Raw genomic sequence first — 17,848 nt, forward strand, 5'->3', positions numbered from 1 at the left:
GGTTACATGAAATGAGGAGAAAAGAGAATGAGTACGATTAAAGACGTTGCGAAATTAGCGGGAGTATCTGTTGCGACCGTTTCCAGAGTTTTAAATAAAAATGGATATGTTCACGAAGATACATTAAAAAAGGTAGAGCGTGCAATTGAGATGTTAGATTATAAGCCTAGTACAGTAGCGCGTTCACTGTATAATAAAAAGTCTCGTTTAATTGGCTTAGTTGTTCCAAATATCGTGAATCCGTTCTTTCCAGAAGTTGCACGTGCCGTAGAAGATGTAGCACATAAACAAGGTTACACAGTTGTCCTTTGTAACTCTGATGAAAGTTTAGAAAAAGAGAAACAATACATTGATGTACTTAGACAAAATAATGTAGATGGATTTATTGTAGCAACAAATCCACAAAATAGTGTTAATTACATGAATTTATCTGTCCCGGTTGTTGCGATTGACCGTATGTTTAATGAGCGTATTCCTACTGTATATGCAGATAACTATGCAGGAAGTCAGGCTGCGACAAAGTTGTTACTAGATAAAGGATGTAAACATATTGCACATATTCGCGGTCCACGTGATGTGAGTACTGCAAATGAACGTTTTGAAGGTTTTGTAGACGTTATTACGCAAAATAACCTTTCGTATATGATTGCGGAGAGTACGTTTGAGCCAGCAAATAGTGAGCGTGTAGCGATGGAATTATTAGAAGAATACCCGCATATTGATGGTATTGTTGCTGGGAATGATTTAATTGCGATTGGTATTGTAAAGGCTGCACTTCAAAAGGGGATTGCCATTCCAGATGATTTACAAATTATCGGATTTGATGGAATTTTTTTAACAGAAATGATGTATCCATCTATTACAACAGTTGCACAACCGATATATGAAATGGGGAAAATTGCAACAGAGTTGTTGTTAGAGCAAATGGAAGGAAATACATTAGAAGAGAAACACTATCGTTTGCCGATTGAAATTATAGAACGAAATACAACGAAGTAAGGAGATGAAACAGATGCCAAATATTGCAGTAGTAGGAAGCATTTCAATGGACTTAGTGGCTGTTTCAAAAAAACGGCCGAAAGCAGGAGAAACAGTAATTGGTGAAGCGTTTCATACAATCCCAGGAGGGAAAGGGGCAAACCAAGCAGTTGCTGCAGCTAGGTTAGGAGCAAATGTAGCAATGGTTGGAGCGGTAGGAAATGATGATTATGGAACAGTAGTTAGAAAAAATTTAGAGAACGAACGCATTTTTATCAATTATGTGGTACCGGTTACAGATAGAACGACAGGAATTGCTCATATCGTTTTAGCAGAAGAAGATAACAGTATTGTTGTCGTACAAGGGGCAAATGCTCTTGTAAATAAGTCAGTTGTAGATCGCTCCAAAGACCTTCTTGTAAAAGCGGATATGGTTGTTCTTCAACTAGAAATTCCACTTGAAACAGTAAAATATGTATTGGCTATTTGTGAGGAACATAATATTCCTGTTATGTTGAATCCAGCGCCAGCACAAGTTTTATCAGAAGAAATTTTAGAAAAAGCAACTTATATTACGCCAAATGAACATGAGTGCCGCATTGTATTAGATGATTTTACATCACCAATTGAAGATTTATTGGCGAAGTATCCAAATAAATTATTGATGACAGAAGGTTCTAACGGTGTTCGTTTCCATAATGGCACGGAGATTGTACATGTTCCTAGCATTGCTGTTGATGTAGTGGATACAACTGGAGCTGGTGATACATTTAATGGTGCGTTAGCAGTTGCACTTTCTGAAGGAGAGACACTTCAAAAAGCAATTCGTTTCGCGAATATTGCCGGTGGTCTTTCTGTAACGAAACTTGGAGCACAGGGCGGTATGCCAACGAGAGATCGAGTACGTGAAGTGCAGGTGATTGTTGGATGAAAAAGCATGGTGTATTAAACAGTGAAATCGCGGCAGTCCTTGCTTCACTTGGGCATACAGATACGGTTGTAATTGCTGATTGCGGGTTACCGATTCCGGATGGAGTAAAACGAATTGATTTAGCTGTTGAGATTGGAAAACCGAGTTTTTTAGAGGTGTTACAAGTTGTAGCTGATGATATGGCAATCGAAAAAGTGACGTTAGCAGAAGAAGTCATTATAAATAATGCGGAAGTAAATAAAGAGATTGAGCAAAAATTAATAGAGCCAGCATTTGAGTATGTATCTCATGAACAATTTAAAGAGCATACAAAGAAAGCGAAGGCGATTATTCGTACAGGCGAGGCTACGCCTTATGCAAATGTAATTTTACATGCAGGCGTGATTTTTTAATAAAGGGAAGTGATGGGAATGCATATTGAAATGAAAAACATTTCAAAGGCGTTCAATGGCAATCCTGTTTTGAAGAATGCACAGTTTATGATTGAAACAGGAGAAGTCCATGCATTGATGGGGGAAAATGGAGCGGGTAAATCAACGCTCATGAAGATTTTAACAGGTGTATACAAAAAAGATGGTGGGACAATCACGATTGATGGGCAAGAGCGCACCTTTAAAAATGCGAAAGAAGCTGAAGAGTACGGCATCGCATTTATACATCAAGAACTAAATATATTGCCGAATTTAACAGTAGCTGAAAATATGTTTCTTGGTAAAGAGTTAATGTATGGGAAAACAGGTATTTTACGCACTCGACAAATGAACGCGATTGCGCAGCAGCAACTAGCAGAGCTAGGATTGCATGTAAGAGGTGCTATGTTAGCAGAGGAACTATCGGTTGGACAACAGCAAATTATCGAAATTGCGAAAGCGTTAATGACAAACGCGAGCGTTATTATTATGGATGAACCTACTGCGGCACTGACGGATCGTGAAATCGAAACGCTCTTTACAGTAATCAATAAGTTACGTAAAGAAGGTGTTTCATTCGTGTACATTTCGCATCGTATGGAAGAGATTTTCTCAATATGTGATGCCATTACGATTTTGCGTGATGGAGAATACGTCGGAAAGAGATTAATTCCAGAAACATCATTTGATGAAGTAGTGAGTATGATGGTGGGGCGCAGCATTGGTGAACGTTACCCAGAGCGAAATAGTCAAATTGGTGATGTCATTTTTGAAATGCGTAACGGAACGAAGAAAGGGAAATTTGAAAATGTTTCGTTTCAAGTGAGGAAAGGTGAAATCCTTGGTGTAGCTGGTTTGATGGGGGCTGGTCGCACTGATATTATGAAAGCGATATTTGGTTATGAACCTTTAGATTCTGGACAAATTTTTATAAATGGACAAGAAGTAAAGATTGATAGTCCGATAGATGCAATTAGACAAAGAATTGCTTTCATTACAGAAGATAGAAAATCTGAAGGGTTAGTGTTAGATTTCTCAATTCGAGAAAACTTATCGTTACCGAATTTAGAAAGTCTTTCAAAGGGAAGTGTTCTGAGCAACGAGCTAGAACAACAGTTTACAGAAGATATGATGAAGCTTCTTAATGTGAAAGCATCTAGCGGAGAGCAGGCAGTGAAATCTCTTTCTGGTGGAAATCAGCAAAAGATTGTAATCGCAAAATGGCTAGGCATTCATCCGCAATTACTCATTTTAGATGAGCCAACAAGAGGTGTAGATGTTGGAGCGAAAAAAGAAATTTACTCTATCATGAATAAGCTTACAGAGCAAGGCGATGCCGTTATTATGGTATCATCTGAGCTTCCGGAAGTTTTAGGGATGAGTGATCGAGTTCTTGTTATTCATGAAGGAAAAGTCGGCGGCATTTTAGGGAAAGATGAGGCATCACAAGAGTCTATTATGGCACTAGCTACAGGGGGAGAGTAAGGATGGCTAAGAAGGGGAATGTATTACAACAACTCGGTTCTTTAATCGGTTTAGTATTAATTATCGTCGTAATTACAGCTTTAAATCCAGCGTTCATTGAAATTCCAAATTTATTTAATATACTGCGTCAAGTATCGATTAATGCGCTTATTGCATTCGGAATGACCTTTGTAATTTTAACAGGGGGTATTGACTTATCGGTAGGTTCTATTTTAGCATTATCAAGTGCACTTGTTGCTGGAATGATGGCAAGTGGCATGGATCCGTTCCTTGCAATGGCAGTTGGACTATTAGCAGGTCTTGTAATGGGAATTGTAAACGGTATCATCATTGCGAAAGGAAAAGTAGCTCCATTTATTGCAACTTTAGCAACAATGACTATTTTTCGTGGGTTGACGCTTGTTTATATGGACGGACGTCCGATCACTGGTCTTGGTGATCATTTAATGTTCCAAATGTTTGGCCGCGGTTATTTTCTTGGTATTCCGGTACCAGCTGTTACAATGATGATCGCTTTCGCAGTACTGTACTTCATTTTGAAGAAAACGACATTTGGCCGTCGTACATTTGCAATTGGTGGAAATGAAGAAGCAGCAGCACTATCAGGTATTAATGTTACGAGAATTAAAGTAATGATTTACGGTCTTTCCGGAATTTTGGCAGCGCTTGCAGGTATTGTCTTAACATCAAGACTAGATTCTGCACAGCCGACTGCAGGTACTTCTTACGAATTAGATGCAATTGCAGCAGTTGTATTAGGTGGAACAAGTCTTTCTGGGGGAAGAGGATGGATTGTTGGTACATTCATCGGTGTACTAATTATCGGTGTACTAAATAACGGTTTAAATTTATTAGGTGTATCTTCTTTCTTCCAACAAGTTGTAAAAGGACTTGTAATCTTACTAGCTGTATTAATTGATCGCCGAAAAGAAGCGTAATGGAGGGACAGTTCATGAAGAAATGGTTACTTATACTCGTTGCATGTATTATGGTCATTACTGCTGGTTGTTCAATGGAACCACCAGAATGGGCAAAGGATTCTAGCGATAAAGGTCGAAATAAAACTATTAAAGTTGGATTCTCTGTTTCAACTTTAAATAATCCCTTCTTTGTAACTTTGAAAAAGGGTGCAGAAAAGAAAGCGAAAGATAGCGGCATCGAATTGATTGCTGTTGATGCACAAAATGATGCAGCGAAGCAAACGAACGATGTTGAAGATTTAATTCAAAAGGGTGTCGATGTAGTTGTTATTAATCCGACCGATTCAGATGCTGTTGCTTCAGCGGTAAGTGCGGCAAATGCAGCAAATGTTCCTGTTATTACAGTAGACCGCGTTGCGAATTCAGGTAAGGTTGTTTCTCACATTGCATCTAATAATATCGAAGGTGGTCAAATGGCTAGTGATTACATTCGTGAATTAGTCGGCGAAGGAGCAAACGTTGCTGAGTTAGAAGGAATCCCTGGATCTTCTGCTGCTCGTGAACGTGGGAAAGGATTCCATAACGTAGCCGATAAGTCTTTAAAAGTAGTTGCCAAACAAGCGGCTGATTTTGATAGAGCGAAAGGATTATCTGTTATGGAAAACATTTTGCAAGCAAATGGTGATATTAAAGCCGTGTTTGCGCATAACGACGAGATGGCATTAGGTGCACTTGAAGCATTGAAGTCTGCTGGAAAAACAGATGTGGTAGTTGTTGGATTTGATGCAACAGAAGATGCTGTGAAAGCGGTTAACGATGGGCGTATGGCTGCAACAGTCGCTCAAAAACCGGAATTAATCGGAGAGAAGGCGATGCAAACAGCAAAAGAGATAACACAAGGTAAAAAAGTGGACAAATCTATTCCGATTGAATTAGAGCTTATTAAGAAAAATAAATAAATATAAAATGAAAATTAGGAAGGAAGAATAACAAATGAAATTCTTTATTGATACAGCAAATATTAACGAAATTAAAGAGGCAAATGCATTAGGCGTAGTAGCTGGAGTAACGACAAACCCATCACTTGTAGCAAAAGAAGGCGTAGATTTCCATGAGCGTATTCGTGAAATTTGCAGCTTTATAGAAGGACCTGTAAGTGCAGAAGTAATTAGCTTAGAAGCTGATAAAATGATTGAAGAAGGAAAAGAATTAGCGAAGATTGCTCCAAACGTTGTTGTAAAAGTTCCAATGACAACAGAAGGTTTAAAAGCAGTAAAAGCATTCTCAGATTTAGGAATTCGTACAAACGTTACATTAGTATTCTCAGCAGTTCAAGCATTACTTGCAGCTCGCGCTGGTGCAACATATGTTTCACCATTCTTAGGTCGTTTAGATGATATCGGTCATAACGGTATGGATTTAATTCGTCAAATCGCAGAAATCTTTGCAATTCATGGCATCGAAACAGAAATCATTGCAGCATCTGTACGTCACAGCGTTCACGTAACTGATGCAGCATTAAACGGTGCACATATTGCAACAATCCCAGCAAACGTAATTGCTTCATTAGTGAAGCACCCATTAACAGATCAAGGAATTGAGAAATTCTTAGCTGATTGGGAAAAAACACAAGAGAAATAATAGAAAATCAAGAATCCTAGTTTAATTGACTAGGATTCTTTTTTATTTAAAAGAATTTTCATGCAATTTTGCATATTGTCTTTTAAATTTTTTATATAAGATATTTAATATATATCACATAACTCTTTATTTTTCATATTTCGATATAAAGTGAAACTTTAATCAGTGGGGGCTTTGTTCATCAGCACACTGATTATTAGTTGAACCAAGGGATAAACAGATAGAGGGTCTGACCAGAAAACTGGAGGGCATGATTCTATAACAGAAAGTTTAATGTTTATAGAATTATGTCTTTTTATATAGGGGGGTAGTAAACAGAGATTTCGACAAAAACGCACCGATTTATCTGAATTTTAAGTTTTATAAAAGGAGAGAAATGGAATGAGAAGAAAAGCCCCATTTAAAGTGTTGTCATCATTAGCAATTGCAGCAATTATCGGATGCACATCTGTAATGAGTGCGCCGTTAGCATATGCAGAAACGCCAGCAAAAGAGAAAGAGAATGTGTCTACAACGCCAATTGATTACAATTTAATTCAAGAAGATCGTTTAGCGGAAGCTTTGAAAGAAAGAGGAACAATTAATCCAGCATCTTCTAAAGAAGAGACGAAAAAGGCTGTCGAGCAATATATTGAAAAGAAACAAGGAGATCAGGCGAACAAAGAAATTCTTCCAGATGCTCACTCACAAGAAACGTCTGATTTCACAAAAAAAGTAAAAGAGAAAAAGATGGAAGAAAAGGAAAATGTAAAAAAGACTGAAAAAAATATTAATCTTGAGCAAAAGCCAGAACCAAATAAAAAGCAATTAAATGGGCAAGTTCCAACTTCAAAAGCAAAGCAAGCTCCATATAAAGGATCTGTTCGATCGGATAAAGTATTAGTGCTACTCGTTGAATTTAGTGATTATAAACATAATAATATTGATCAAACACCAGGTTATATGTATTCGAAAGACTTTAGTAGAGAACATTATCAAAAGATGTTGTTCGGTAAGGAGCCTTATACATTATTTGATGGTTCAAAAGTAAAAACGTTTAAACAATACTATGAAGAGCAGTCTGGTGGTAGTTATACGACAGACGGATATGTAACGGAGTGGCTAACAGTTCCAGGAAAAGCATCTGATTATGGAGCTGATGGTAGCAGTGGTCATGATAATAAAGGTCCGAAAGGTGCACGTGATTTAGTGAAAGAAGCTTTGCATGCAGCTGCTGAGAAAGGACTAGATTTATCTCAGTTTGATCAGTTTGATAGGTATGATACAAACGGGGATGGGAATCAAAATGAACCTGACGGTGTAATTGATCATTTAATGGTAATCCATGCTGGTGTTGGTCAAGAAGCAGGTGGTGGTAAATTAGGTGATGATGCGATCTGGTCACATCGTTCAAAATTAGCAGTAGATCCAGTAGCGATTGAAGGTACAAAATCAAAAGTAGATTACTTTGGTGGAAAAGTAGCAGCACATGATTACACAATTGAACCAGAAGATGGAGCTGTAGGTGTGTTTGCGCATGAATTTGGACATGATCTTGGATTACCAGATGAATATGACACGAAATATACTGGAAATGGTTCACCTGTCGAAGCTTGGTCATTAATGAGTGGAGGTAGTTGGACAGGAAAAATCGCAGGAACGGAGCCGACAAGTTTTTCACCACAAAATAAAGACTTCTTACAAAAGAATATGGGTGGCAACTGGGCAAAAATATTAGAAGTAGATTACGATAAAATTAAGAGTGGTGTGGGAGTTCCTACCTATATTGATCAAAGTGTTACGAAATCAAATCGTCCAGGCGTTGTACGTGTTAACTTACCAGGTAAAAGTGTTGAAACGATTAAACCGGAGTTTGGAAAGCATGCATATTATAGTACAAGAGGCGATGATATGCATACAACGTTAGAGACACCATTCTTTGATTTAACAAAAGGAACAAATGCAAAATTCGATTATAAAGCAAATTATGAGTTAGAAGCAGAGTGCGATTTCATCGAAGTACATGCAGTAACAGAAGATGGAACGAAGACGTTAATTGATAGACTTGGAGAAAAAGTAGTCCAAGGAGATAAAGATACAACAGATGGGAAATGGATTGATAAATCATATGATTTAAGTCAATTTAAAGGCAAAAAAGTGAAACTACAATTAGACTATATTACAGATCCAGCTGTAACATATAAAGGTTTTGCGATGGACAATGTAAATGTAACTGTTGATGGACAAGTTGTATTTTCTGATGATGCAGAAGGACAGTCTAAAATGAATTTAAATGGTTTTGTTGTTTCTGATGGGACAGAGAAGAAAGCTCATTATTACTACTTAGAGTGGAGAAACTATGCGGGATCAGATAATGGTTTAAAAGCAGGAAAAGGTCCAGTGTATAATACAGGTCTTGTCGTTTGGTATGCAGATGATAGTTTCAAAGATAACTGGGTTGGGGTGCATCCAGGTGAAGGATTCCTTGGTGTTGTAGATTCTCATCCAGAAGCGCTAGTTGGTAATTTAAACGGAAAACCAGCATACGGTAATACGGGCATGCAAATTGCAGATGCTGCATTTTCATTTGATAAAACACCAGCATGGAGTGTAAATTCATTAACACGTGGTCAGTTTAACTATTCTGGATTACAAGGTGTTACAACTTTTGATGATTCAAAAGTATATAGTAACAAGCAAATTGCAGATGCAGGAAGAAAAGTTCCAAACCTTGGACTTAAATTCCAAGTTGTTGGACAGGCAGAAGATAAATCGGCAGGCGCTGTTTGGATTAAACGTTAATAACATAAAAGCACATTCTTCATATGAAGAGTGTGCTTTTTAATTTGTACAGTAAGTTATTATTTTAGTTTATGTAATACAAGTGTTTATTCATGTGTAGTGTATCAAATTATGTGAGGAAAGGAAATATTTCCGAGGAAATTGTCGAAGTATCGTCAGTATTTATAAACTTTCTGTTTAAAAGAAGAGATGTATTATTGCCTTTACGGCTCAATTTATTTACATTGTTATTTGGTTATACACAAAAGTAATATATTGGGCAAAAAGAGTTCTATTCGATAGGGCTCTTTTTATAGATAGAAAGGAGTAAGCGATAAATGAAAGAAGTAATTGGATGTCCACAGTGTGAAGGGGATATTACTGTACAGCATATTATTGATCTCCCGCATCCTTTTTCATTAAGGTGTCCACATTGTAAGGTGAAGTTGAAAGAAATAAGGGTAACCCCATGTTTAATATTAGCGATGATTTGTATAATTCCATTGTTTATTATTATTGGAGAGAGTATTAAGGAATTACTAGTAAAATATTTTTCTATTGTAGACAATGTACCAACTGTACTTATTTTCTTTTTATTTTGTTATCCATTGTATTATTTCTATGAAAAATATAATGCTATATTGTTTATTAAATATGGTTTGCTGAAAGTTAAAAGTTAAATTGAATAGGAGATTATCATTATGCTTTGGAAAATATATTTAGTTATTGTAGCAATGTTAGCTATTATTTCGTTAGTAAGGGGTATGTTTCAAACACCAATTCAAAAGTTTGACTTTGTAGTATCTATTATTACGTGGATAGGGCTCTTTGGTTTTGTATTTGATATACAAATATTAACCTCAATTGTTTGGAAATGTATCTTCTTGTTTAGCGTCATTTGGACTTTAACTGCAGTTTTTGTTTTTCGTTTATATGAAGAGCGAGATGAGCCATTACCTTTTATATTTAAATTAATTGGCATTATTCCAACGCTTCCATTATATTACGGATTATATCAATATGCATTTTAAAAAAGACAACGATGGATTATCCCATCATTGTCTTTTTTACTTTGCTTCTTACATAAATCATCCCAGCAAATGTTAATAAAAATGCTGTCCCGATAATGAAGCTGATGCTAGGTGATGCTCCGATTGCGCCGACTGTAAAGGAGCCAGCAACAACTCCTAATGAGAAGAAGGCATAAAATAATCCGAATGCCTTTCCGCGATTATCGTCTGTAGTATTTTCAACGAGTAAAGCGTTAATAGACGGAAAGAGGATTGCGAATCCAATTCCATAAATCATCATTACGATAAAGAGCATACCTTTTGTAGCAAATAATCCGAGTAAAGATAATGCGAATGCCATAACTGCAATTCCGATTAGCATTAGTTTCGAACGATTAAATCGATCGTAAATACGATTTGTTGGAAGCAAGAAGAAGAGGATAGCAGTAATACCGAATACACTTAACATCATGCCTGTTGTAGATGCTTTAAGCGCTAATGCCTCAACTTTTACTGGTAACATATAAGTGACAATCCCTTGTGAAAACATTAATGTGAAAGCACCAATATATGCTTGTAATAACGGTTCTGATTTTAAAAGTTCAACCATATCTTCTTTGTTCATCATTTGCGTTCTTGATGTATCTTTTCTTGATACGTTATTTGGTAAGAAGAATAGAGATACGATCGTACCAAGAGCCATTAAAATAGAAATAGTAATGAAGACCCACTCTACGCCAGCTGTTGCTTTCATAATACCGCTGAAAGCAGGTCCTACGATTGCGGCTGTTCCAACAGCAGCACCAGATAGAGCCATTGCTTTTCCTTGTCTTTTTGCATTTGTTTGTTTTGATAAAAATGTAAAGGCAGCAGGAATTAAAAAGCCATCACTAAATCCATGCATAAAGCGCACAACTAATAGTTGTTCACCACTTTGAACAACGGTGTATAACAAGACTATGAAACTCGTAATTCCCATGCTTATATAAAGGATTTTTTTTGCACCAAATTTATCGACAGCGGCTCCAGCAATAATATTACCGATCATATTAGCGAATGAGTACATACCGACAACTAGCCCGATAATAAGAGGAGTTCCTCCAAGGCTTTGAGCGAAAGTACTCATAATAGGTAATTGTGAAAATGTATCTAAAAATGCCACGATAACGATAAAGTAAATAAAATATTTCAAGCGATATTCACCTCTCCTATGCTATTATGGCACAATGCTAATTTCACCTGCAATGAAATTGAATTAACAGATGTGGAAAAAAGTACAAAGTGACAAAATATTGAACGTTATTTGTAAAAAATTAGTGGGAATGTGATTGTTTTTTTGAAATATATGGATAGAAGTATTATAATAGAATTGTAAACTTCACCAGGTTAAGTATATACATAGAGAGGGATGTATAAAATGAAAGCACTACTTTGGCATAATCAACGTGATGTACGAGTAGAAGAAGTACCAGAACCAACAGTAAAACCAGGAACAGTGAAAATCAAAGTTAAATGGTGTGGTATTTGTGGGACAGACTTGCATGAATATTTAGCAGGGCCTATTTTTATTCCAACAGAAGAACATCCATTAACACATGTGAAAGCACCTGTTATTTTAGGTCATGAGTTTAGTGGTGAGGTAATAGAGATTGGTGAAGGAGTTACATCTCATAAAGTGGGAGACCGCGTTGTTGTAGAGCCAATTTATTCTTGTGGTAAATGTGAAGCTTGTAAACATGGACATTACAATGTTTGTGAACAACTTGTTTTCCACGGTCTTGGCGGAGAAGGCGGCGGTTTCTCTGAATATACAGTAGTACCAGAAGATATGGTTCATCACATTCCAGATGAAATGACGTATGAACAAGGTGCGCTTGTAGAACCAGCAGCAGTAGCAGTTCATGCAGTACGTCAAAGTAAATTAAAAGAAGGGGAAGCTGTAGCGGTATTTGGTTGCGGTCCAATTGGACTTCTTGTTATCCAAGCAGCTAAAGCAGCAGGAGCAACTCCTGTTATTGCAGTTGAACTTTCTAAAGAACGTCAAGAGTTAGCGAAATTAGCAGGTGCGGATTATGTATTAAATCCAGCAACTCAAGATGTGTTAGCTGAAATTCGTAACTTAACAAATGGTTTAGGTGTAAATGTTAGCTTTGAAGTAACAGGTGTTGAAGTTGTACTACGCCAAGCGATTGAAAGTACAAGCTTCGAAGGACAAACTGTAATTGTTAGTGTATGGGAAAAAGACGCAACAATTACTCCAAATAACTTAGTATTAAAAGAAAAAGAAGTTATTGGTATTTTAGGATACCGTCACATCTTCCCAGCTGTTATTAAATTAATTAGCTCTGGTCAAATTCAAGCAGAGAAATTAATTACGAAAAAAATTACAGTCGATCAAGTTGTTGAAGAAGGATTTGAAGCACTTGTAAAAGATAAAACCCAAGTGAAAATTCTTGTTTCACCTAAATAAGATAGAATCGAAAAAAGTAGCCCTTTTCTAGAAATAGAAGAGGGCTACTTTTTTTCTGTACAGAAAGGTGATAGACTTTCCTGTAACTAAAGGTATTTTGTTTGGAAGGGGAAGTCTAATGCTTTCATTTATGTTGACATTGAAACGGATGCTAAAAGCTTGTTTGCGAGCATGGAAAGATAAAGAATTTCAAGTGTTATTCGTATTAACAATTTTGACATTAATATCTGGTACAATCTTTTATAGTACAGTGGAGGGGTTACGTCCTCTGGATGCTTTATATTTTAGCGTTGTGACGCTGACTACTGTCGGTGATGGGCAATTTAGTCCCCAAACTGACTTCGGAAAGATATTTACGATATTATACATATTTATAGGGATTGGACTAGTGTTTGGATTTATTCATAAGTTAGCAGTTAATGTACAATTGCCAAGTATATTATCGAATAGAAAAAAAGAGTAAAGCATTCAGATGCTTTACTTTTTTTTTACATTAGTTTAGACAAGCCTTAATAATAGTTTATTAAAATGAAAGTGTATTCATTCATTATATTCACTGTGTATAAAGTTATAATGATATGAACATTTGCATATTTTAATTTAGTGATAGAAATTTCGTGAAAGGTGGGATATTCTAGTCATAGGTTAACCGGACGACATCATAGGATCCTAACAAAATGTTTACAATAATTCAATTATAAAATGGAGGATTTTATATGAAAAAGAAAGTACTTGCTTTAGCGGCAGCTATTACATTAGTTGCTCCATTACAAAGTGTTGCATTTGCTCATGAAAATGATGGGGGACAGAGATTTGGAGTTATTCCACGCTGGTCTGCTGAAGATAAACATAAAGAAGGCGTGAATTCTCATTTATGGATTGTAAACCGTGCAATTGATATTATGTCTCGTAATACAACACTTGTAAAACAAGATCGAGTTGCACTATTAAATGAATGGCGTACTGAGTTAGAGAACGGTATTTATGCTGCTGACTATGAAAATCCTTATTATGATAATAGCACATTTGCTTCACATTTCTATGACCCTGACAATGGGAAAACTTATATTCCGTATGCAAAGCAGGCAAAGGAAACTGGAGCTAAATATTTTAAATTAGCTGGTGAGTCTTACAAAAATAAAGATATGAAACAAGCATTCTTCTATTTAGGCTTATCTCTTCATTATTTAGGGGATGTAAACCAACCGATGCATGCGGCAAACTTTACGAACCTTTCGTATCCACAAGGATTCCATTCTAAATATGAAAACTTTGTAGATACGATAAAAGATAATTATAAAGTAACGGATGGAAATGGATATTGGAACTGGAAAGGTACGAATCCAGAAGATTGGATTCATGGAGCGGCAGTAGTTGCGAAACAAGATTACGCTGGCATTGTAAATGATAATACGAAAGATTGGTTCGTAAGAGCAGCTGTATCACAAGAATATGCAGATAAATGGCGCGCTGAAGTTACACCAATGACAGGTAAGCGTTTAATGGATGCACAACGTGTTACTGCTGGATACATTCAGCTTTGGTTTGATACGTACGGAAATCGTTAAGTATTTGAAAAAGGTCAAATCTCAGAATAGAGTATTTGGCCTTTTTATTACTATACAATACATGGAGGTATGAAACGTGAAAGGTAAATTGCTAAAAGGTGTACTTAGCTTAGGGGTTGGTTTAGGAGCTTTATATAGCGGAACTTCAGCTCAAGCAGAAGCATCTACAAATCAAAATGATACATTAAAAGTGATGACGCATAATGTATATATGCTATCAACAAACTTATATCCGAACTGGGGACAAACTGAGCGTGCTGATTTAATCGGGGCGGCAGATTATATAAAGAATCAAGATGTTGTTATATTAAATGAAGTGTTTGATAATAGCGCTTCAGATCGTTTATTAGGCAATTTGAAGAAAGAATATCCAAATCAAACAGCAGTATTAGGTCGTAGTAGTGGAAGCGAATGGGATAAAACGTTAGGAAACTATTCATCTTCAACTCCTGAAGATGGTGGCGTTGCGATTGTGAGCAAATGGCCAATCGCTGAAAAGATTCAATATGTATTTGCAAAAGGATGCGGGCCAGATAATTTATCGAATAAAGGATTTGTATACACGAAAATTAAGAAAAATGATCGTTTCGTTCACGTGATTGGGACGCATTTGCAGGCTGAAGATAGTATGTGCGGAAAAACTTCACCAGCATCTGTACGTACGAACCAATTAAAAGAAATTCAAGATTTTATTAAAAATAAAAATATACCAAATAATGAGTATGTGTTAATTGGTGGTGATATGAACGTAAATAAGATAAATGCAGAGAACAATAATGATTCAGAGTATGCATCTATGTTTAAAACATTGAACGCTTCTGTACCATCTTATACTGGACATACAGCGACTTGGGATGCAACGACAAACAGTATTGCAAAATATAATTTTCCTGATAGTCCTGCCGAATATTTAGATTATATTATTGCAAGCAAAGACCATGCGAACCCATCGTATATAGAGAATAAGGTGTTACAGCCGAAATCTCCACAATGGACTGTTACATCGTGGTTCCAAAAATATACGTATAATGATTACTCTGATCATTATCCAGTAGAGGCGACTATTTCTATGAAGTAGTTTCAAAAAGTTTCTTCGTAAAGAAGAAACTTTTTTTATTTACAAACAGGAAAATCATACTTTCTTTCCAATATGTATAAGACATATTGAAAAGAGGAGAGAAAAATGTGGATCGAGGAATTTTTAAAGAAGTTCCATTACCGTGTGCATTTTTGGATGAAGTGGCTTTAGATAGAAATATTCAATCGATTATAGAGTTAAGTGGAAATAAGAAGATTCGTATAGCGAGTAAATCGTTACGTTCTGTTCCGATTATGCAAAAGATTTTAGCTGCAAATGATCGATTTCAAGGTATTATGTGCTTTTCACCTAGAGAGGTTTTATTTTTAATAGAACAAGGATTTAATGATTTATTGCTCGGATATCCTGCTTATGATGAAAGAGCTTTGTGTGAAATTAGTTTGCTAACAAAGAAAGGTTTCATTATAACTTGTATGGTGGATTGTGAAGAGCATATTGTGTATTTAGAAAAAATTGCTGAGAAATCTAAAGGATGTTTTCGTGTTTGTTTGGATATTGATATGAGTAGTCGTTTCTTTCAATTTCATTTTGGTGTACAAAGATCCCCAGTAAAAAATGTGCAGGATGCGTTGAAAGTAGTAGAAAAGGTGAGAAGGTCATCATATTTAATGTTAGATGGTGTGATGGGTTATGAAGCTCAAATTGCTGGGGTGGGAGACCATATACCGAATCAATGGCTGAAAAGTAAAGTGATTTCGTATTTAAAGCAGAAATCAGTGCTAGAAGTGAAAGAAAGAAGAGAATATATTGTAAAAGCAATACAAAAACTTGGTATTGAGCTAAGGTTTGTAAATGGAGGCGGAACAGGAAGCATAAAAACAACTGAGAAAGATAATTCAGTTTCAGAGATTACAATAGGTTCTGCTTTTTATTCTCCGAAGCTGTTTGATTATTATAAAGAGGTGAAATTTCATCCAGCGGTCGGATTTGCTTTACCAGTTGTGCGTAAACCAGTCCCGTTTATTTACACTTGCCTAGGTGGTGGATATATTGCTTCAGGAGCAGTTGGAAAAGATAAAGAGCCTGAAGTTTGGAGACCGAAGGGTGCAAAACTATTAGCTTTAGAAGGTGCTGGCGAGGTACAAACGCCAATTTTTTATAGCGGCGAGGAACGAGTGGATATAGGAGAGTCCATTTTGTTTCGTCATAGTAAGGCTGGTGAATTATGTGAGCGCTTTCCTTTTTTGTATCGTGTCAAAAAAGGAGAGATTGTTGGGGAGTATTCAACATATCGGGGGGATGGCCAATGCTTTCTATAAAGGGACAAAAGTGGAGGAATTGGACAGGGAATGTAGAAGGAACGCCGCATTATACGATGTATCCAGAAAGTATACAAGATGTAGTAGAAGTAGTGGGGCTTGCACGAAAAAAGGGGCGGAAAATTCGTGTTGTTGGTTCAGGACACTCGTTTACACCCCTTGTGCAAACCGAAGAAGTTTTAGTTTCTTTAGATGAATTGAAGGGCATTGTGAATATTGATGAAGAGAAGATGGTCGCTGAAGTGTGGGCAGGAACAAAGTTATATGATTTAGGGAAGTTACTTGAGGAAAAAGGTTATGCGCAAGAAAATTTAGGGGATATTGATTCACAATCTATTGCAGGAGCGATTAGTACGGGGACTCATGGAACGGGTATTACCTTTGGGAGTTTATCAACACAAGTTATAGAGATTACGGCCGTTTTATCTAATGGTGAGAGTATAGTTTGTTCGGAAGCTGAGAACGTAGAATATTGGAGAGCGTTTCAGTTGTCACTTGGAATGTTAGGTATCATTGTAAAGATAAAATTGAAGGTTATTCCAGCGTATTCACTCGTTTATGAAAGTGAAAAACAGTCATTATCTACTGTAATGAATAAACTAGAAGAGTATAAGAAGCATCGTCACTTTGAATTTTTTGTTTTTCCTTATTCTGATGAAGTACAAGTAAAACTTACGAACGAAACAACGCATACAGGCAGTGATTTGAAATGGCATAAACTAAAGGTGGAGTTACTTGAAAATAGGATGTTCTCTTTGCTATCTAAAGGGTGTAAATGGTTTCCTTCTATAAGTAAAGGAGTGAGTCGATTATCAGCTAAGGCTGTACCAAACACAAAAATAATTGGACCGAGCTATGAAGTATTTGCTACATCACGTACGGTACCATTTTATGAAATGGAGTATAGCATTCCTTCAAAGTATATGAGGACGGTTGTAGAAGAAATCTCAAATCTTATTGAAAAGAAAAAGTATAAGGTGCACTTCCCGATCGAATGCCGCTATGTGAAAGGTGATGATATATGGCTTAGTCCAGCCTATGGAAGAGATTCAGCGTATATCGCTGTTCATATGTATAAAGGTATGAAATATGCTGCTTACTTTGGCGAAGTGGAAAAAATTTTTCTGAAGTATGAAGGGCGTCCGCATTGGGGGAAAATGCATACATTATCGTATGAGCAATTACAAGATATATATCCAGAGTTTCATTCGTTTTTACAGGCGAGGAAGTCTCTAGATGAACTTGGAATGTTTTTTAATCCTTATGCAGAAAAGTTATTTATCCCGCTATTTGCTGGGCAGTAAGACCCCCACTGAT

17 protein-coding genes are annotated in these 17,848 nt (G+C 36.5%); 16 read left to right on the top strand and 1 reads right to left on the bottom strand.

The features are described 5' to 3' along the window. The first annotated feature begins 27 nt into the window (after positions 1-27). The 10 genes from rbsR (at position 28) to AC3EMB_RS03550 (ending at position 10,156) form a co-directional block, all read left to right on the top strand. On the top strand, positions 28-999 hold the full coding sequence (gene rbsR / locus AC3EMB_RS03505; protein WP_488517470.1) for a ribose operon transcriptional repressor RbsR: 972 nt from the start codon (positions 28-30) through the stop codon (positions 997-999). A gap of 13 nt (positions 1,000-1,012) precedes the next feature. Next, positions 1,013-1,909 carry a ribokinase gene (rbsK, locus tag AC3EMB_RS03510; RefSeq protein WP_064532053.1) on the top strand — a complete coding sequence of 299 codons (897 nt, stop codon included), beginning with the start codon at positions 1,013-1,015 and terminating at the stop codon, positions 1,907-1,909. After that, the gene (gene rbsD, locus AC3EMB_RS03515; protein WP_000716151.1) at positions 1,906-2,301 is read left to right on the top strand and encodes a D-ribose pyranase; all 396 of its coding nucleotides are present in this window, start codon (positions 1,906-1,908) and stop codon (positions 2,299-2,301) included. Before rbsK ends, rbsD begins: the two co-directional genes overlap by 4 nt. 18 nt (positions 2,302-2,319) lie before the next feature. Then, positions 2,320-3,804 (top strand): ribose ABC transporter ATP-binding protein RbsA, encoded by a 1,485-nt coding sequence (rbsA, locus tag AC3EMB_RS03520; RefSeq protein ID WP_088022994.1) that lies wholly within the window; start codon positions 2,320-2,322, stop codon positions 3,802-3,804. A gap of 2 nt (positions 3,805-3,806) precedes the next feature. Beyond that, positions 3,807-4,742 (top strand): ABC transporter permease subunit, encoded by a 936-nt coding sequence (locus tag AC3EMB_RS03525; protein ID WP_001074641.1) that lies wholly within the window; start codon positions 3,807-3,809, stop codon positions 4,740-4,742. 14 nt (positions 4,743-4,756) lie between these two features. Next, entirely contained in the window at positions 4,757-5,683 is a 927-nt protein-coding gene (gene rbsB, locus AC3EMB_RS03530) for a ribose ABC transporter substrate-binding protein RbsB (RefSeq protein WP_000758975.1), read from the top strand. Between the two features lie 34 nt (positions 5,684-5,717). Then, entirely contained in the window at positions 5,718-6,365 is a 648-nt protein-coding gene (gene fsa / locus AC3EMB_RS03535; protein WP_000667666.1) for a fructose-6-phosphate aldolase, read from the top strand. Positions 6,366-6,746: 381 nt separating this feature from the next. Further along, positions 6,747-9,146, top strand: coding sequence for a M6 family metalloprotease immune inhibitor InhA2 (gene inhA2, locus AC3EMB_RS03540; RefSeq protein ID WP_488517471.1), 2,400 nt, complete (start codon positions 6,747-6,749; stop codon positions 9,144-9,146). A gap of 317 nt (positions 9,147-9,463) precedes the next feature. Further along, a complete protein-coding gene (locus AC3EMB_RS03545; RefSeq protein ID WP_000665760.1) occupies positions 9,464-9,805 on the top strand; it encodes a hypothetical protein in 342 nt (113 codons plus the stop codon). Between the two features lie 21 nt (positions 9,806-9,826). Further along, positions 9,827-10,156, top strand: a complete 330-nt coding sequence (locus AC3EMB_RS03550) for a hypothetical protein (protein ID WP_000964465.1) — start codon at positions 9,827-9,829, stop codon at positions 10,154-10,156. A 16-nt stretch (positions 10,157-10,172) separates the two neighbouring features. On the opposite strand, the gene AC3EMB_RS03555 is transcribed toward AC3EMB_RS03550, so the two are convergent. Further along, positions 10,173-11,327, bottom strand: a complete 1,155-nt coding sequence (locus AC3EMB_RS03555; protein WP_000873271.1) for an MFS transporter — start codon at positions 11,325-11,327, stop codon at positions 10,173-10,175. Between the two features lie 225 nt (positions 11,328-11,552). Between AC3EMB_RS03555 and bdhA the strand changes: the two genes are divergently transcribed. The 6 genes from bdhA to AC3EMB_RS03585 all read left to right on the top strand — a co-directional run bounded on the left by bdhA (position 11,553) and on the right by AC3EMB_RS03585 (position 17,835). Beyond that, on the top strand, positions 11,553-12,605 hold the full coding sequence (gene bdhA, locus AC3EMB_RS03560) for a (R,R)-butanediol dehydrogenase (RefSeq protein ID WP_000645827.1): 1,053 nt from the start codon (positions 11,553-11,555) through the stop codon (positions 12,603-12,605). A 118-nt stretch (positions 12,606-12,723) separates the two neighbouring features. After that, the gene (locus tag AC3EMB_RS03565; protein WP_000948244.1) at positions 12,724-13,068 is read left to right on the top strand and encodes a potassium channel family protein; all 345 of its coding nucleotides are present in this window, start codon (positions 12,724-12,726) and stop codon (positions 13,066-13,068) included. A 253-nt stretch (positions 13,069-13,321) separates the two neighbouring features. Beyond that, positions 13,322-14,173 carry a phospholipase CerA gene (cerA, locus tag AC3EMB_RS03570; protein ID WP_000730997.1) on the top strand — a complete coding sequence of 284 codons (852 nt, stop codon included), beginning with the start codon at positions 13,322-13,324 and terminating at the stop codon, positions 14,171-14,173. A gap of 76 nt (positions 14,174-14,249) precedes the next feature. Further along, positions 14,250-15,251, top strand: a complete 1,002-nt coding sequence (sph, locus tag AC3EMB_RS03575; RefSeq protein ID WP_000676799.1) for a sphingomyelinase C — start codon at positions 14,250-14,252, stop codon at positions 15,249-15,251. 107 nt (positions 15,252-15,358) lie between these two features. Further along, a complete protein-coding gene (locus AC3EMB_RS03580; protein WP_000373756.1) occupies positions 15,359-16,531 on the top strand; it encodes an amino acid deaminase/aldolase in 1,173 nt (390 codons plus the stop codon). Beyond that, positions 16,519-17,835: a D-arabinono-1,4-lactone oxidase gene (locus AC3EMB_RS03585; protein WP_000948958.1), complete on the top strand. Its 1,317-nt coding sequence runs from the start codon at positions 16,519-16,521 to the stop codon at positions 17,833-17,835. Before AC3EMB_RS03580 ends, AC3EMB_RS03585 begins: the two co-directional genes overlap by 13 nt. Positions 17,836-17,848 lie beyond the last annotated feature (13 nt).

The sequence above is a fragment of the Bacillus sp. LQ16 genome, assembly GCF_057784645.1.

What these genes read in the sequence shown, in the direction of transcription:
- AC3EMB_RS03585 (WP_000948958.1), top strand. Translation starts at nt 16,519, where the DNA reads ATGCTTTCTATAAAGGGACAAAAGTGGAGGAATTGGACAGGGAATGTA.
- AC3EMB_RS03550 (WP_000964465.1), top strand. Translation starts at nt 9,827, where the DNA reads ATGCTTTGGAAAATATATTTAGTTATTGTAGCAATGTTAGCTATTATT.
- AC3EMB_RS03525 (WP_001074641.1), top strand. Translation starts at nt 3,807, where the DNA reads ATGGCTAAGAAGGGGAATGTATTACAACAACTCGGTTCTTTAATCGGT.
- AC3EMB_RS03565 (WP_000948244.1), top strand. Translation starts at nt 12,724, where the DNA reads ATGCTTTCATTTATGTTGACATTGAAACGGATGCTAAAAGCTTGTTTG.
- bdhA (WP_000645827.1), top strand. Translation starts at nt 11,553, where the DNA reads ATGAAAGCACTACTTTGGCATAATCAACGTGATGTACGAGTAGAAGAA.
- AC3EMB_RS03545 (WP_000665760.1), top strand. Translation starts at nt 9,464, where the DNA reads ATGAAAGAAGTAATTGGATGTCCACAGTGTGAAGGGGATATTACTGTA.
- rbsK (WP_064532053.1), top strand. Translation starts at nt 1,013, where the DNA reads ATGCCAAATATTGCAGTAGTAGGAAGCATTTCAATGGACTTAGTGGCT.
- cerA (WP_000730997.1), top strand. Translation starts at nt 13,322, where the DNA reads ATGAAAAAGAAAGTACTTGCTTTAGCGGCAGCTATTACATTAGTTGCT.
- rbsB (WP_000758975.1), top strand. Translation starts at nt 4,757, where the DNA reads ATGAAGAAATGGTTACTTATACTCGTTGCATGTATTATGGTCATTACT.
- rbsA (WP_088022994.1), top strand. Translation starts at nt 2,320, where the DNA reads ATGCATATTGAAATGAAAAACATTTCAAAGGCGTTCAATGGCAATCCT.
- rbsD (WP_000716151.1), top strand. Translation starts at nt 1,906, where the DNA reads ATGAAAAAGCATGGTGTATTAAACAGTGAAATCGCGGCAGTCCTTGCT.
- fsa (WP_000667666.1), top strand. Translation starts at nt 5,718, where the DNA reads ATGAAATTCTTTATTGATACAGCAAATATTAACGAAATTAAAGAGGCA.
- inhA2 (WP_488517471.1), top strand. Translation starts at nt 6,747, where the DNA reads ATGAGAAGAAAAGCCCCATTTAAAGTGTTGTCATCATTAGCAATTGCA.
- rbsR (WP_488517470.1), top strand. Translation starts at nt 28, where the DNA reads ATGAGTACGATTAAAGACGTTGCGAAATTAGCGGGAGTATCTGTTGCG.